Genomic DNA, 16809 nt, shown 5'->3' on the forward strand with positions numbered 1-16809 from the left:
GGGCGACCGTTCCCACAGTGCGAACCGCCCGGCTCTCCCCCTGTAACGCGCGTTGCCTGCCCGCAGGTTCCTCTGCCGCGTCCGGACCCACCCTAATCGTCATCGGGCCCGGTACGGCAGGCCGTACGGCACCGCGGGCACTGTCCCCTACGTCACGTACTGCCCCCAAGTGAACTGAGTACGGCGGAGAGTGAAGGGAGATGTGATCAAACGGGCACATCTACGCAGGGAAACCTGAACATTTCGCACACGACAGTGGGCACGTCCACCTGAACGTGCCCACTGTGCCGACTGCGACCCGTGCCTACCGCGCGACAGCGGCCGTGTTCGCGTACCGCTGTATCCCCGTACCGTCGCTCCGCCTCACTACTTGAGGTCGAACTCGCCGTCCCGGGCACCCAGTACGAAGGCGCGCCACTCGGCCTCCGTGTAGCGCAGTACGGTCTCGGGATCCAGCGAGGACCTCATCGCCACCGCCCCGCCGGGCAGATGTGCGATCTCGACGCGCTCCTCGGCATCCTCGGTGCCGGGCGCACTCAGCCACTCCACTCCCGAGATGTCGAGTGCGTACAGCTCGTCCTTCTCCGCCTGCGTGCCCATCGTCAAGGTTCCTCTCCGTACGGTGGCTCTGCACGGCACCGTACAGGGCCGGAACAGGCGGGGGACCCGGTCGGGAATTCCGCAGCGCGCGGCCCGGATCTGTGCTCCCGTCGGGTGCGCTCCGGGCGGCTGGTAGTCTGGGTGTGGCCGTTTGTGTACGCGTTCCCGGTTCGTTCTGGGAGCTGCGCTCATCGGACCTTCGCTCCCGAGTCACGCAAGCTCCCCTGAGATCAAGACCAGGGGCACTCGTGGGCGCATCGAACACCTAGAGGAGTACCGCGTGCCGCTCGACGCCGCTACGAAGAAGCAGATCATGACCGAGTTCGCGCAGAAGGAGGGCGACACCGGTTCCCCCGAGGTTCAGGTGGCCATGCTCTCCCGCCGCATCTCGGACCTCACGGAGCACCTCAAGACGCACAAGCACGACCACCACTCCCGTCGTGGTCTGCTGATCCTGGTCGGCCAGCGTCGCCGCCTTCTGCAGTACCTGGCCAAGAAGGACATCCAGCGCTTCCGTGCGCTCGTCGACCGCCTCGGCATCCGCCGTGGCGCGGCCGGCGGCGCCAAGTAAAGACGCTGTGAAAGGGAGCGGTGCCCGTATCCATGGGGCCGCTCCCTTTGCCGTACGTGCGGGACTGGGGTCAAGCTCAGTAACCTGGACGTACAACACCAGACGAGGAGAGGCGCCCCACGGCCGCCGCCGGTCCTCGGTAGTGGCCCCCGGGACAACGCCCGGGAGCTTCGATCGAAGACCGGCCCCGCACACACGGTGCGCCTCTCCGCACCGTCCTGCGCCACACGGGCGACAGGACGAAAGACGACGAGTATGGAGAAAACACTAGTGGAGAACGAGACCCACTACGCCGAGGCCGTTATCGACAACGGAACCTTCGGCACCCGCACCATCCGCTTCGAGACGGGCCGCCTGGCCAAGCAGGCCGCAGGCTCCGCCGTCGCGTACCTGGACGACGACACCATGGTGCTGTCGGCCACCACCGCTTCCAAGCGGCCCAAGGACCAGCTCGACTTCTTCCCCCTCACGGTGGACGTCGAGGAGCGGCAGTACGCCGCCGGCAAGATCCCCGGCTCCTTCTTCCGCCGGGAGGGCCGCCCCTCCGAGGACGCGATCCTCACCTGCCGCCTGATCGACCGCCCGCTGCGCCCCTCCTTCAAGAAGGGCCTGCGCAACGAGATCCAGATCGTCGAGACGATCATGGCGCTCAACCCCGACCACCTGTACGACGTGGTCGCGATCAACGCCGCCTCCGCCTCGACGATCCTGGCGGGCCTGCCCTTCTCCGGCCCCATCGGCGCCACCCGCGTCGCCCTGATCAAGGGCCAGTGGGTCGCCTTCCCGACGCACACCGAGCTCGAGGACGCCGTCTTCGACATGGTCGTCGCCGGTCGCGTCCTGGAGGACGGCGACGTCGCGATCATGATGGTCGAGGCCGAGGCCACCGAGAAGACCATCCAGCTCGTCAAGGACGGCGCGGAGGCCCCGACCGAAGAGGTCGTCGCCGCCGGTCTGGAAGCTGCGAAGCCCTTCATCAAGTCGCTCTGCAAGGCCCAGTCGGACCTCGCCGCCAAGGCTGCCAAGCCCACCGGTGAGTTCCCGGTCTTCCTCGACTACCAGGACGACGTCCTGGAGGCGCTCACCAAGGCCGTCAGCACCGAGCTCGCCAAGGCACTCACCATCGCCGGCAAGCAGGACCGCGAGGCGGAGCTCGACCGCATCAAGGAGATCGCGGGCGAGAAGCTCCTCCCGGCCTTCGAGGGTCGCGAGAAGGAGATCTCCGGTGCCTACCGCGCGCTGACCAAGAAGCTGGTCCGCGAGCGCGTCATCAAGGACAAGGTCCGCATCGACGGCCGCGGCGTCACGGACATCCGTACGCTCGCCGCCGAGGTCGAGGCCATCCCGCGCGTGCACGGCTCGGCGCTGTTCGAGCGTGGCGAGACCCAGATCCTGGGCGTCACCACCCTCAACATGCTCCGGATGGAGCAGCAGCTGGACACCCTCTCCCCGGTGACCCGCAAGCGCTACATGCACAACTACAACTTCCCGCCGTACTCCGTCGGTGAGACCGGCCGCGTGGGCTCGCCCAAGCGCCGCGAGATCGGCCACGGAGCGCTCGCAGAGCGCGCCATCGTGCCGGTGCTGCCGTCGCGCGAGGAGTTCCCCTACGCGATCCGCCAGGTCTCCGAGGCGCTGGGCTCCAACGGCTCGACGTCCATGGGCTCGGTCTGCGCCTCCACCATGTCCCTGCTGAACGCCGGTGTGCCCCTCAAGGCCGCCGTCGCCGGTATCGCCATGGGCCTGATCTCGCAGGAGATCGACGGCAAGACCCACTACGTCGCCCTCACCGACATCCTCGGTGCCGAGGACGCGTTCGGTGACATGGACTTCAAGGTCGCCGGTACGAAGCAGTTCGTGACCGCGCTGCAGCTCGACACCAAGCTCGACGGCATCCCCGCCTCGGTCCTGGCCGCCGCGCTGAAGCAGGCCCGTGACGCCCGCCTCCACATCCTCGACGTGATGAACGAGGCCATCGACGTCCCGGACGAGATGTCCCCGAACGCCCCGCGGATCATCACCGTCAAGATCCCGGTGGACAAGATCGGTGAGGTCATCGGCCCCAAGGGCAAGATGATCAACCAGATCCAGGAGGACACCGGCGCCGACATCACGATCGAGGACGACGGCACCATCTACATCGGTGCCCAGCAGGGCTCGCAGGCCGAGGCCGCGCGCGCCACGATCAACGCGATCGCCAACCCGACCATGCCGGAGGTCGGCGAGCGCTACCTGGGTACGGTCGTCAAGACCACCACCTTCGGTGCGTTCGTCTCCCTGATGCCCGGCAAGGACGGCCTGCTGCACATCTCGCAGATCCGCAAGCTCGCCGGTGGCAAGCGCGTGGAGAACGTCGAGGACGTGCTCGCCGTCGGTGCCAAGGTCCAGGTCGAGATCGCCGAGATCGACTCCCGCGGCAAGCTCTCGCTGATCCCGGTCGTCGAGGGTGAAGAGGACGAGAAGAAGGACGACGCCGCCAAGTGACGTCCCGTAGTTCCGTGACGACGGCCCGCACCTCTTCGGAGGCGCGGGCCGTCGCCCGTACCCAAACGCTTCTCAAGGGCAGCAACGGCATCGGCACGGTCCGCCGCACGGTCCTCCCCGGCGGCCTGCGCATCGTCACCGAGACCCTGCCCTCCGTACGCTCCGCCACCTTCGGGATCTGGGCCAACGTCGGATCACGCGACGAGACCCCGACCCTGAACGGCGCGACGCACTACCTCGAACACCTCCTCTTCAAGGGCACCGGCACCCGCAGCGCCCTGGACATCTCCTCCGCCATCGACGCGGTCGGCGGCGAGATGAACGCCTTCACGGCGAAGGAGTACACCTGCTACTACGCGCGGGTCCTCGACACGGACCTGCCGCTGGCCATCGATGTCGTCTGCGACATGCTGACCGGCTCCCTGATCGCCTCGGAGGACGTCGACGCCGAGCGCGGCGTCATCCTCGAGGAGATCGCCATGACGGAGGACGACCCGGGCGACTGCGTGCACGACCTGTTCGCGCACACCATGCTCGGCGACACCCCTCTGGGACGCCCGGTCCTCGGCACGGTCGACACGGTCAACGCACTGAGCCGCGGCCAGATCGCCCGCTTCTACAAGAAGCACTACGACCCCACGCACCTCGTCGTCGCCGCCGCAGGCAACGTCGACCACGCCACGGTCGTACGCCAGGTCCGCAGGGCCTTCGAACGGGCCGGCGCGCTCTCCCGCACCGACGCCACCCCGGTGGCGCCCCGCGCGGGCTCCCGCACGCTGCGCACCGCGGGCCGGGTCGACCTGATCAACCGCAAGACCGAGCAGGCCCACGTCGTCCTCGGCATGCCGGGACTGGCCCGCACCGACGAGCGCCGCTGGGCACTCGGCGTACTCAACACCGCCCTCGGCGGCGGAATGAGCTCCCGCCTCTTCCAGGAGGTACGGGAGAAGCGCGGCCTCGCCTACAGCGTGTACTCGTACACCTCGGGCTTCGCGGACTGCGGCCTCTTCGGGGTGTACGCGGGCTGCCGGCCCAGCCAGGTGCACGACGTCCTCAAGATCTGCCGCGACGAGCTCGACCGCGTCGCGTCGGACGGACTGGACGACGACGAGATCGGCCGGGCCATCGGCCAGCTCTCCGGATCCACGGTCCTCGGCCTGGAGGACACCGGCGCGCTGATGAACCGCATCGGCAAGAGCGAACTGTGCTGGGGCGAACAGATGTCGGTCGACGACATGCTGGCCCGCATCGCACAGGTCACACCGGACGACGTCCGGGCCGTGGCGGGCGAGGTCCTCGGACACCGCCCCTCGCTGTCGGTCATCGGCCCGCTCAAGGACAAGCAGGCGGACCGCCTGCACGAGTCAGTCGCCTAGCCAACTCATCACCCGAAAGAAGTAAGCATGAGCAAGCTGCGCGTAGCCGTTCTCGGTGCCAGGGGCCGTATCGGCTCCGAGGCGGTACGAGCTGTCGAGGCCGCGGAGGACATGGAGCTGGTGGCCGCACTCGGCCGCGGCGACAAGCTGGAGACCCTCGCGGACACCGGCGCCCAGGCAGTCGTCGAGCTCACCACCCCCGCGTCGGTGATGGAGAACCTCGACTTCTGCGTCCGGCACGGCATCCACGCGGTGGTCGGCACCACCGGCTGGACCGACGAACGGCTCGCGCAGCTGAACACCTGGCTCTCCGGCTCGCCGGAGACCGGTGTGCTCATCGCGCCGAACTTCTCCATCGGCGCGGTCCTCACGATGAAGTTCGCGCAGCAGGCCGCGCGCTACTTCGAGTCGGTCGAGGTGATCGAGCTCCACCACCCGAACAAGGCCGACGCCCCCTCCGGCACCGCCGCCCGTACCGCCCAGCTCATCGCCGCGGCCCGCCGCGACGCGGGCAGCGCACCCCAGCCGGACGCCACCAGCACGGCGCTGGACGGGGCGCGCGGAGCGGACGTCGACGGGATTCCGGTCCACTCGGTCCGGCTCCGCGGCCTCCTGGCCCACCAGGAGGTGCTGCTCGGGAGCGAGGGCGAGACCCTCACCATCCGGCACGACTCGCTGCACCACAGCAGCTTCATGCCGGGCATCCTGCTCGGTACCCGCCGTGTGGTGACCACTCCGGGCCTCACGTTCGGCCTGGAACACTTCCTCGACCTGAACTGACTGAGCCCACCGCCATGCGCGCAAAGATCACGTACACCGTCACCGCCGCCGTCCTGGTCTTCTACTTCGTCCTGGCCGGCAGCCGTGGCGTCCTGCTCATCCGGCACGGCACGCTGCTCACGGTGACCTTCGGGGTCGCGGTGCTCATCCTGCCGCTGATCGGCATCTGGTTCCTCTGGAAGAACACCCAGTTCGTCCGGCGGGCCAACGCCCTGGCCGCCGAGCTCGACGCCGAGGGCGGGCTGCCGGTCGACGACCTGGTCCGCACCCCGAGCGGCCGCATCGACCGCGACTCCGCCGACGCGGCCTTCGCCCGCCGCCAGGCGGAGACGGAGGACACCCCGGACGACTGGCGCTGCTGGTTCCGCCTGGCAGTCGCCTACCAGGACGCCCGGGACACTCCCCGGGCCCGCAAGGCCATGCAACGAGCAATCGCACTCCACAACACCGCCACACGGCCCCCGAGCCGCCCGGGCACCTCAGACTCGGTAGACATTCCGAGCCCATCGGGCACCTCAGACCCGAATGTCACCTCAGGCCCGTCGGGCGCCTCAAGCCCGTCCGGCGTTTGAGGACAATCTTTGAGCCCGTCCGGCGATTGAGGACATAAAAAAGCCGTCCGGCGACTGAGGGATACCCCGGTCGCCGGACGGCAGGGCTTACAGGCGGCCCTACGGCTGCCGGTACTCGTCCCCCCAGGCCTCAATCGTGTCGGCGGCCCGGTCGAACGCCTCGCCCCGTGTCAGGAAGTCCGCGTTGGAGTCCGTGAGCAGCGGCGGCACCGCGTCGCCGCCCCGGCGCACGACGATCAGGGCCTGGCCCTGAACCGTCCGGGGGAACCCGAGCCACTTCACCGGCTGCTGCACCGTACGGACCGCGGTGGCACGGTTCCACGGCACGGTCGTCGTCCGGAAGAAGCCGACGCGGCGCACGCCGTGCCGGCTCACCCAGGCGCCGATCCGCAGCATCCGCAGGGCGCAGATGATCACCGCGAGGGCGAGTGCCAGACAGGCACCCGCCCCGGGCACGGCTCCGGCGAACGCGATGATCATCCCCGCGAACAGGATGAACGAGGCGAGCAGCAAAAGGGTGGCCGCAGCCGCGACCCGCCACGGTCCGGGGCGGTAGGGACGCCGCCAGCTGTCGTGGTCGTCGAACGGCAGCGCTACATCCTCAGCGCTCGCGTCAAACGCGCGGTCGGCCGTCAGGAAGGGCAGGGGCACGACTGATCCTCACTCACAAGCACGCTCGATTGCTGTGCCCGGTGAGGCTACCGAGGGGGTGGCAGGGCGTACCACCCCAGGGGGCCCGTACGAGTCAGTGCCCCGGTGCTGCCTCGGTCTGCTGGCTGTGCGACGACGACTGATCGGGTGCCAGGGCCGGAAGGCCGAGCAGCAGCGATCCGGCGAGGCCGGCGATCACGGCGAACCCGACGAGGCTGCGGGCCGCCAGCTCGGAGAGGGTGGTGCGCTCCCGGGGCGGCGGGGTGACGTTGCTGCGGAATCGGTCGGCCTCGGCCACGAACGAGAATGGGACGGCTTCACGCCGGCGGAACATGAGGTAACTCTCCTTGAACTCTGTATCGGGTGGTGCTACTGAGTCAGACGCATGGCGGGCCCGATCGGTGCCCCGAATCGCCGAATTGGTCGAAAGAATCCTCGAAAGGGCGGTGCCGACCACGTTGTCGGAGGCGGCCCGTAGAGTGGGCGCCGCCCGAGCGACGCCATTGGAAGGACCCCGCCGGTGACCGAGACCCCCGAGCCCGCAAAGCCCAGCTTCCGCAGTGATGTCACCGTTGACCTGGTGAAACATGCCGCAGGCGACTCCGATGTGCTCTTCGCCGCCCGTGTCTCCACGGCCGGCGAGCAGTCCCTGGAGGAGGTCACCAAGGATCCTGAGCGCTCCAAGGGGCTCATCAACTACCTGATGCGGGACCGGCACGGAAGCCCGTTCGAGCACAACTCGATGACCTTCTTCATCAGCGCCCCGATCTTCGTCTTCCGCGAGTTCATGCGGCATCGCGTCGGCTGGTCGTACAACGAGGAATCGGGCCGCTACAGGGAGCTGGAGCCGGTCTTCTACGTACCGGGGGAGTCCCGCAAGCTCGTCCAGCAGGGCCGTCCCGGCAAGTACGAGTTCGTCGAGGGCACCGAGGCCCAGCAGGAGCTCACGGGCCGCGTCATGGAGGACTCCTACCGCCAGGCGTACGAGGCGTACCAGGAGATGCTCGCGGCGGGTGTGGCCCGCGAGGTGGCCCGCGCGGTTCTTCCGGTCGGGTTGTTCTCCTCGATGTACGCCACGTGCAACGCCCGCTCGCTGATGCACTTCCTCGGCCTGCGCACCCAGCACGAGCTGGCGAAGGTCCCGTCCTTCCCGCAGCGCGAGATCGAAATGGTCGGAGAGCGGATGGAGGCGCACTGGGCGGAGCTCATGCCGCTCACCCATGCAGCCTTCAACAAAAATGGACGCGTCGCTCCATAGGCGGTGTCCGTATTGCGGCGTTTCGTGAAGTTCATCTAGGCTGATCAAACGGACCCGGCACTGCTTGAACCCCCGAGCAGGCAGTGCCGGGCTCCTATCGCTTGTCCCCCCGAGGGGACATTGGACGTCGAGCAACGAGTAGCGTGTTACCCATGGCTCCGATCTCCACTCCGCAGACCCCCTTCGGGCGGGTCCTCACCGCTATGGTCACGCCCTTCACGGCGGACGGCGCACTCGACCTCGACGGCGCCCAGCGGCTCGCCACCCATCTGGTGGACGCAGGCAACGACGGCCTGATCATCAACGGCACCACCGGCGAGTCCCCGACCACCAGCGACGCGGAGAAAGACCAGCTCGTAAGGGCTGTGCTTGAAGCAGTGGGAGACCGGGCGCACGTCGTCGCCGGCATCGGCACCAACGACACCCGCCACAGCGTCGAGCTCGCCCGCACGGCCGAGCGAACCGGCGCACACGGCCTCCTCGCCGTGACGCCGTACTACAACAAGCCGCCGCAGGAGGGTCTGCTGCGGCACTTCACGGCGATCGCGGACACCACCGGCCTGCCGGTGATGCTGTACGACATTCCCGGCCGCAGCGGTGTGCCGATCGACACAGAGACGCTCGTGAGGCTCGCGGAGCACCCGCGCATCGTGGCCAACAAGGACGCCAAGGGCGACCTCGGCCGGGCCAGCTGGGCCATCGCCCAGTCGGGCCTCGCCTGGTACTCCGGCGACGACATGCTGAACCTCCCGCTCCTCTCGGTCGGCGCGGTCGGCCTCGTCTCCGTCGTCGGCCATGTCGTCACCCCCGACCTGCGGGCCCTCGTGGAGGCCTTCCTCGGCGGCGACGTCCAGAAGGCCACGGAGATCCACCAGAAGCTGCTCCCCGTCTTCACCGGCATGTTCCGTACCCAGGGCGTGATCACCACCAAGGCCGCGCTGACCCTCCAGGGTCTCCCCGCAGGCCCGCTGCGCCTCCCCCTGGTCGAACTCTCCGCGCACGAAACGGCTCAGCTCAAGATCGATCTCGCCGCCGGTGGGGTACAGCTGTAACCACAGACTTCACAACTGAATACGCGAAAAACCTCGCAAGAGGGCAACACCCCAAGACAACAGCAAGTGCACGATTGACATGCGCGCCACGTGCCCAAGCGGTACGTGGCGCGTGTGGTAAGGAGAGTCTTTTGAGTCATCCGCATCCTGAACTCGGCACCCCGCCGAAGCTCCCGAAGGGCGGCCTGCGGGTCACCCCGCTCGGCGGCCTCGGCGAAATCGGCCGCAACATGACGGTCTTCGAGTACGGCGGCCGCCTGCTCATCGTCGACTGCGGCGTCCTCTTCCCCGAGGAGGAGCAGCCCGGAATCGACCTGATCCTTCCGGACTTCACGACGATCCGGGACCGCCTCGACGACGTCGAGGGCATCGTCCTCACGCACGGCCACGAGGACCACATCGGTGGTGTCCCGTATCTGCTGCGCCTGAAGCCGGACATCCCGCTGATCGGCTCCAAGCTGACCCTCGCGCTCATCGAGGCGAAGCTCCAGGAGCACCGCATCCGTCCGTACACCCTTGAGGTCACGGAGGGCCAGCGCGAACGCATCGGCGTCTTCGACTGCGAGTTCATCGCGGTCAACCACTCCATCCCGGACGCCCTCGCGGTCGCCATCCGCACCCCCGCGGGCATGGCCGTCGCCACCGGTGACTTCAAGATGGACCAGCTTCCGCTGGACGGTCGCCTCACCGACCTGCACGCCTTCGCGCGGCTGAGTGAGGAGGGCATCGACCTGCTGCTCTCCGACTCGACGAACGCGGAGGTGCCCGGCTTCGTACCGCCGGAGCGGGACATCTCGAACGTCCTGCGCACGGTCTTCGCCAATGCCCAGAAGCGCATCATCGTGGCGAGCTTCGCCAGCCACGTGCACCGCATCCAGCAGATCCTCGACACGGCCCACGAATACGGCCGCCGGGTCGCCTTCGTCGGACGGTCGATGGTCCGGAACATGGGCATCGCCCGTGATCTCGGCTACCTGAAGGTTCCCGCGGGTCTCGTCGTCGACGTCAAGACCCTCGACGACCTGCCGGACGACGAGGTCGTGCTGGTCTGCACGGGTTCGCAGGGTGAGCCGATGGCGGCCCTGTCGCGGATGGCCAACCGCGATCACCAGATCCGGATCGTGCAGGGCGACACCGTCATCCTGGCGTCGTCGCTGATCCCCGGTAACGAGAACGCGGTCTACCGCGTGATCAACGGTCTGACCCGCTGGGGCGCCAACGTCGTCCACAAGGGCAACGCGAAGGTTCACGTCTCGGGCCACGCCTCGGCCGGCGAGCTGCTGTACTTCTACAACATCTGCAAGCCGAAGAACCTGATGCCGGTCCACGGCGAATGGCGCCACCTCAGGGCCAACGCCGAGCTGGGCGCCCTCACCGGCGTACCGAAGGACCACATCGTCATCGCAGAGGACGGCGTGGTCGTCGACCTGATCGACGGCAAGGCCAAGATCGTCGGCAAGGTCCAGGCGGGCTACGTGTACGTCGACGGCCTTTCGGTCGGCGACGTCACAGAGACCTCGCTCAAGGACCGCCGCATCCTTGGCGACGAGGGGATCATCTCCGTCTTCATCGTGGTCGACAGCAACACCGGCAAGATCGTGGGCGGCCCCCACATCCAGGCCCGGGGCTCCGGCATCGATGATTCGGCGTTCAGCGCGGTCGTACCGAAGGTCCAGGACGCACTCAACAAGTCCGCCCAGGACGGCGTGATGGAGCCGCACCAGCTCCAGCAGCTGGTCCGCCGCACGGTGGGCAAGTGGGTCTCCGACACCTACCGCCGGCGCCCGATGATCCTTCCGGTCGTCGTCGAGGTCTGACCCCGACAGACGCGAACTCCGGAGCGGGGCCCCCGATTTGCATCGGGGAGCCCCGCTCCAGTACGTTTACGGCTCCGCCTCACCGGGAAGCAACGCGCGCACTCGTGCGCCGCGTGACGCCCGCAGAGGATGGAAATTCCGACTCAGAAGTTCTGATAAAGTCGGAACCGCCGAAAGGCAAGGCCACTTCAACGGCCACCAGAATTCAAATTCGAACCGGAAACGGAACGAAATCGAGTCTGGTAAGGTTGGAACCGCCGGAAAGGGAAACGCGAAAGCGAAGAACTGGAAAGCGAAAATGCGAGGCCCGCTTCGACCGGGAATCGGACACGAAAGAGTCTGATAGAGTCGGAAACGCAAGACCGAAGGGAAGCGCCCGGAGGAAAGCCCCAGAAAATGTTCTGCGGGTGAGTACAAAGGAAGCGTCCGTTCCTTGAGAACTCAACAGCGTGCCAAAAGTCAACGCCAGATACGTTGATACCCCGACCTGCTTCGGCAGGTTCGAGGTTCCTTTGAAAGTCCTGGCAGACCCAGTTATGGGTTCTACCAGGCAATGCACATAGCGAGGACACAGTGAACAGCCGGTCTTATTCCGACTCGGCTGTTCCGCTCTCGTGATGTGACCCCGATTACGGGAAAACATTCACGGAGAGTTTGATCCTGGCTCAGGACGAACGCTGGCGGCGTGCTTAACACATGCAAGTCGAACGATGAAGCCCTTCGGGGTGGATTAGTGGCGAACGGGTGAGTAACACGTGGGCAATCTGCCCTTCACTCTGGGACAAGCCCTGGAAACGGGGTCTAATACCGGATAACACTTTCCCTCTCATGGGGGAAGGTTAAAAGCTCCGGCGGTGAAGGATGAGCCCGCGGCCTATCAGCTAGTTGGTGGGGTAATGGCCTACCAAGGCGACGACGGGTAGCCGGCCTGAGAGGGCGACCGGCCACACTGGGACTGAGACACGGCCCAGACTCCTACGGGAGGCAGCAGTGGGGAATATTGCACAATGGGCGAAAGCCTGATGCAGCGACGCCGCGTGAGGGATGACGGCCTTCGGGTTGTAAACCTCTTTCAGCAGGGAAGAAGCGAAAGTGACGGTACCTGCAGAAGAAGCGCCGGCTAACTACGTGCCAGCAGCCGCGGTAATACGTAGGGCGCAAGCGTTGTCCGGAATTATTGGGCGTAAAGAGCTCGTAGGCGGCTTGTTGCGTCGGTTGTGAAAGCCCGGGGCTTAACCCCGGGTCTGCAGTCGATACGGGCAGGCTAGAGTGTGGTAGGGGAGATCGGAATTCCTGGTGTAGCGGTGAAATGCGCAGATATCAGGAGGAACACCGGTGGCGAAGGCGGATCTCTGGGCCATTACTGACGCTGAGGAGCGAAAGCGTGGGGAGCGAACAGGATTAGATACCCTGGTAGTCCACGCCGTAAACGTTGGGAACTAGGTGTTGGCGACATTCCACGTCGTCGGTGCCGCAGCTAACGCATTAAGTTCCCCGCCTGGGGAGTACGGCCGCAAGGCTAAAACTCAAAGGAATTGACGGGGGCCCGCACAAGCAGCGGAGCATGTGGCTTAATTCGACGCAACGCGAAGAACCTTACCAAGGCTTGACATACACCGGAAAGCATCAGAGATGGTGCCCCCCTTGTGGTCGGTGTACAGGTGGTGCATGGCTGTCGTCAGCTCGTGTCGTGAGATGTTGGGTTAAGTCCCGCAACGAGCGCAACCCTTGTTCTGTGTTGCCAGCATGCCCTTCGGGGTGATGGGGACTCACAGGAGACTGCCGGGGTCAACTCGGAGGAAGGTGGGGACGACGTCAAGTCATCATGCCCCTTATGTCTTGGGCTGCACACGTGCTACAATGGCCGGTACAATGAGCTGCGATGCCGCGAGGCGGAGCGAATCTCAAAAAGCCGGTCTCAGTTCGGATTGGGGTCTGCAACTCGACCCCATGAAGTCGGAGTTGCTAGTAATCGCAGATCAGCATTGCTGCGGTGAATACGTTCCCGGGCCTTGTACACACCGCCCGTCACGTCACGAAAGTCGGTAACACCCGAAGCCGGTGGCCCAACCCCTTGTGGGAGGGAGCTGTCGAAGGTGGGACTGGCGATTGGGACGAAGTCGTAACAAGGTAGCCGTACCGGAAGGTGCGGCTGGATCACCTCCTTTCTAAGGAGCATCTAGATTCCGTAAGGAATCCAGAGCCACTACGCCGGCAAATGTTCGGCGGTGGTTAGCTCATGGGTGGAACGTTGACTATTCGGCACGACAGGTTGTTTTTCACTAGTACTGCTTCGGCGTGGAATGTGGGAAGTGATCGGTCGGGTCGGGCACGCTGTTGGGTATCTGAAGGTACGGCCGTCATGGTCGTCCTTCGGTTGCCGGCCCCAGTGAACTCGCCTGTTAAGGGTGGGGTGATGGGTGGCTGGTCGTTGTTTGAGAACTGCACAGTGGACGCGAGCATCTGTGGCCAAGTTTTTAAGGGCGCACGGTGGATGCCTTGGCACCAGGAACCGATGAAGGACGTGGGAGGCCACGATAGGCCCCGGGGAGCTGTCAACCAAGCTTTGATCCGGGGGTGTCCGAATGGGGAAACCCGGCAGTCGTCATGGGCTGTCACCCGCTGCTGAACACATAGGCAGTGTGGAGGGAACGAGGGGAAGTGAAACATCTCAGTACCCTCAGGAAGAGAAAACAACCGTGATTCCGGGAGTAGTGGCGAGCGAAACTGGATCAGGCCAAACCGTATGCGTGTGATACCCGGCAGGGGTTGCGCATGCGGGGTTGTGGGATCTCTTTTTCACAGTCTGCCGGCTGTGAGACGAGTCAGAAACCGTTGATGTAGGCGAAGGACATGCGAAAGGTCCGGCGTAGAGGGTAAGACCCCCGTAGCTGAAACATTAACGGCTCGTTTAAGAGACACCCAAGTAGCACGGGGCCCGAGAAATCCCGTGTGAATCTGGCGGGACCACCCGTTAAGCCTAAATATTCCCTGGTGACCGATAGCGGATAGTACCGTGAGGGAATGGTGAAAAGTACCGCGGGAGCGGAGTGAAATAGTACCTGAAACCGTGTGCCTACAAGCCGTGGGAGCGTCGCGCGCCGAGTTTACTCGGTGCGTCGTGACTGCGTGCCTTTTGAAGAATGAGCCTGCGAGTTTGCGGTGTGTTGCGAGGTTAACCCGTGTGGGGAAGCCGTAGCGAAAGCGAGTCCGAATAGGGCGATTTAGTAGCGCGCTCAAGACCCGAAGCGGAGTGATCTAGCCATGGGCAGGTTGAAGCGGAGGTAAGACTTCGTGGAGGACCGAACCCACCAGGGTTGAAAACCTGGGGGATGACCTGTGGTTAGGGGTGAAAGGCCAATCAAACTCCGTGATAGCTGGTTCTCCCCGAAATGCATTTAGGTGCAGCGTCGTGTGTTTCTTGCCGGAGGTAGAGCACTGGATAGGCGATGGGCCCTACCGGGTTACTGACCTTAGCCAAACTCCGAATGCCGGTAAGTGAGAGCACGGCAGTGAGACTGTGGGGGATAAGCTCCATGGTCGAGAGGGAAACAGCCCAGAGCATCGACTAAGGCCCCTAAGCGTACGCTAAGTGGGAAAGGATGTGGAGTCGCAGAGACAACCAGGAGGTTGGCTTAGAAGCAGCCACCCTTGAAAGAGTGCGTAATAGCTCACTGGTCAAGTGATTCCGCGCCGACAATGTAGCGGGGCTCAAGCGTACCGCCGAAGTCGTGTCATTCCAGCACATACCCCCAACGGGGGCTGGGATGGGTAGGGGAGCGTCGTGTGCCGGGTGAAGCAGCCGCGGAAGCGAGTTGTGGACGGTTCACGAGTGAGAATGCAGGCATGAGTAGCGATACACACGTGAGAAACGTGTGCGCCGATTGACTAAGGGTTCCTGGGTCAAGCTGATCTGCCCAGGGTAAGTCGGGACCTAAGGCGAGGCCGACAGGCGTAGTCGATGGACAACCGGTTGATATTCCGGTACCCGCTTTGAAACGCCCAGTACTGAATCAGGCGATGCTAAGTCCGTGAAGCCGGCCCGATCTCTTCGGAGTTGAGGGTAGTGGTGGAGCCGACGAACCAGACTTGTATTAGGTAAGCGATGGGGTGACGCAGGAAGGTAGTCCAGCCCGGGCGGTGGTAGTCCCGGGGTAAGGGTGTAGGCCGTGTGGTAGGTAAATCCGTCACACATTAAGGCTGAGACCTGATGCCGAGCCGATTGTGGTGAAGTGGATGATCCTATGCTGTCGAGAAAAGCCTCTAGCGAGTTTCATGGCGGCCCGTACCCTAAACCGACTCAGGTGGTCAGGTAGAGAATACCGAGGCGTTCGGGTGAACTATGGTTAAGGAACTCGGCAAAATGCCCCCGTAACTTCGGGAGAAGGGGGCCATCACTGGTGATCCGATTTACTCGGTGAGCTGGGGGTGGCCGCAGAGACCAGCGAGAAGCGACTGTTTACTAAAAACACAGGTCCGTGCGAAGCCGTAAGGCGATGTATACGGACTGACGCCTGCCCGGTGCTGGAACGTTAAGGGGACCGGTTAGCTGACTTTCGGGTCGGCGAAGCTGAGAACTTAAGCGCCAGTAAACGGCGGTGGTAACTATAACCATCCTAAGGTAGCGAAATTCCTTGTCGGGTAAGTTCCGACCTGCACGAATGGCGTAACGACTTCTCGACTGTCTCAACCATAGGCCCGGTGAAATTGCACTACGAGTAAAGATGCTCGTTTCGCGCAGCAGGACGGAAAGACCCCGGGACCTTTACTATAGTTTGATATTGGTGTTCGGTTCGGCTTGTGTAGGATAGGTGGGAGACTTTGAAGCGGCCACGCCAGTGGTTGTGGAGTCGTCGTTGAAATACCACTCTGGTCGTGCTGGATGTCTAACCTGGGTCCGTGATCCGGATCAGGGACAGTGTCTGATGGGTAGTTTAACTGGGGCGGTTGCCTCCTAAAGAGTAACGGAGGCGCCCAAAGGTTCCCTCAGCCTGGTTGGCAATCAGGTGTTGAGTGTAAGTGCACAAGGGAGCTTGACTGTGAGACCGACGGGTCGAGCAGGGACGAAAGTCGGGACTAGTGATCCGGCAGTGGCTTGTGGAAGCGCTGTCGCTCAACGGATAAAAGGTACCCCGGGGATAACAGGCTGATCTTCCCCAAGAGTCCATATCGACGGGATGGTTTGGCACCTCGATGTCGGCTCGTCGCATCCTGGGGCTGGAGTCGGTCCCAAGGGTTGGGCTGTTCGCCCATTAAAGCGGTACGCGAGCTGGGTTTAGAACGTCGTGAGACAGTTCGGTCCCTATCCGCTGTGCGCGTAGGAATATTGAGAAGGGCTGTCCCTAGTACGAGAGGACCGGGACGGACGAACCTCTGGTGTGCCAGTTGTCCTGCCAAGGGCATGGCTGGTTGGCTACGTTCGGAAAGGATAACCGCTGAAAGCATCTAAGCGGGAAGCCTGCTTCGAGATGAGTATTCCCACCAACTTGATTGGTTAAGGCTCCCAGTAGACGACTGGGTTGATAGGCCAGATGTGGAAGCCCGGTAACGGGTGGAGCTGACTGGTACTAATAGGCCGAGGGCTTGTCCTCAGTTGCTCGCGTCCACTGTGTTAGTTCTGAAATAACGAACGGCCGTGTTTTGTTCCG

At 64.4% G+C, this 16809-nt stretch carries 11 protein-coding genes and 2 rRNA genes; 10 read left to right on the forward strand and 3 right to left on the reverse strand.

Features of this window, described 5'->3' with window-relative positions; translation table 11 throughout:
* Positions 1–366: 366 nt before the first annotated feature.
* Positions 367–600: a DUF397 domain-containing protein gene (locus tag OG892_RS30010; RefSeq protein WP_073739179.1), complete on the reverse strand. Its 234-nt coding sequence runs from the start codon at positions 598–600 to the stop codon at positions 367–369.
* A 280-nt stretch (positions 601–880) separates the two neighbouring features.
* Here OG892_RS30010 and rpsO point away from each other — a divergent pair, with 280 nt between their 5' ends.
* The 5 genes from rpsO (at position 881) to OG892_RS30035 (ending at position 6383) form a co-directional block, all read left to right on the forward strand.
* Positions 881–1171, forward strand: coding sequence for a 30S ribosomal protein S15 (gene rpsO / locus OG892_RS30015; RefSeq protein WP_018551846.1), 291 nt, complete (start codon positions 881–883; stop codon positions 1169–1171).
* Positions 1172–1441: 270 nt separating this feature from the next.
* Entirely contained in the window at positions 1442–3655 is a 2214-nt protein-coding gene (locus OG892_RS30020) for a polyribonucleotide nucleotidyltransferase (protein ID WP_073739180.1), read from the forward strand.
* On the forward strand, positions 3652–5031 hold the full coding sequence (locus OG892_RS30025) for a pitrilysin family protein (protein WP_073739181.1): 1380 nt from the start codon (positions 3652–3654) through the stop codon (positions 5029–5031). The genes OG892_RS30020 and OG892_RS30025 overlap by 4 nt, the downstream gene beginning before the upstream one ends.
* Positions 5032–5058: 27 nt before the next feature.
* Positions 5059–5811, forward strand: coding sequence for a 4-hydroxy-tetrahydrodipicolinate reductase (gene dapB, locus OG892_RS30030; RefSeq protein ID WP_073739182.1), 753 nt, complete (start codon positions 5059–5061; stop codon positions 5809–5811).
* Positions 5812–5825: 14 nt separating this feature from the next.
* Positions 5826–6383: a hypothetical protein gene (locus OG892_RS30035; protein ID WP_371630740.1), complete on the forward strand. Its 558-nt coding sequence runs from the start codon at positions 5826–5828 to the stop codon at positions 6381–6383.
* 99 nt (positions 6384–6482) lie between these two features.
* Here the strand turns inward: OG892_RS30035 and OG892_RS30040 are convergent, their stop codons facing one another.
* Positions 6483–7034 (reverse strand): hypothetical protein, encoded by a 552-nt coding sequence (locus OG892_RS30040; protein WP_073739184.1) that lies wholly within the window; start codon positions 7032–7034, stop codon positions 6483–6485.
* 94 nt (positions 7035–7128) lie between these two features.
* Positions 7129–7368, reverse strand: a complete 240-nt coding sequence (locus OG892_RS30045; protein WP_073739185.1) for a hypothetical protein — start codon at positions 7366–7368, stop codon at positions 7129–7131.
* Between the two features lie 186 nt (positions 7369–7554).
* Between OG892_RS30045 and thyX the strand changes: the two genes are divergently transcribed.
* The 5 genes from thyX (at position 7555) to OG892_RS30070 (ending at position 16752) form a co-directional block, all read left to right on the forward strand.
* Positions 7555–8292, forward strand: coding sequence for an FAD-dependent thymidylate synthase (gene thyX / locus OG892_RS30050; RefSeq protein WP_073739186.1), 738 nt, complete (start codon positions 7555–7557; stop codon positions 8290–8292).
* A gap of 152 nt (positions 8293–8444) precedes the next feature.
* Positions 8445–9344, forward strand: coding sequence for a 4-hydroxy-tetrahydrodipicolinate synthase (gene dapA / locus OG892_RS30055; RefSeq protein WP_073739187.1), 900 nt, complete (start codon positions 8445–8447; stop codon positions 9342–9344).
* A gap of 131 nt (positions 9345–9475) precedes the next feature.
* Positions 9476–11161 carry a ribonuclease J gene (locus tag OG892_RS30060; protein ID WP_073739188.1) on the forward strand — a complete coding sequence of 562 codons (1686 nt, stop codon included), beginning with the start codon at positions 9476–9478 and terminating at the stop codon, positions 11159–11161.
* Positions 11162–11803: 642 nt separating this feature from the next.
* Positions 11804–13329, forward strand: a 16S ribosomal RNA gene (locus OG892_RS30065).
* A 299-nt stretch (positions 13330–13628) separates the two neighbouring features.
* Positions 13629–16752 (forward strand): 23S ribosomal RNA (locus OG892_RS30070).
* The 16S and 23S rRNA genes sit together here, the layout of an rRNA operon.
* The last annotated feature ends 57 nt before the right edge of the window (positions 16753–16809 follow it).

This window comes from Streptomyces sp. NBC_00341 (assembly GCF_041435055.1).
Taxonomy (GTDB): Bacteria; Actinomycetota; Actinomycetes; order Streptomycetales; family Streptomycetaceae; genus Streptomyces.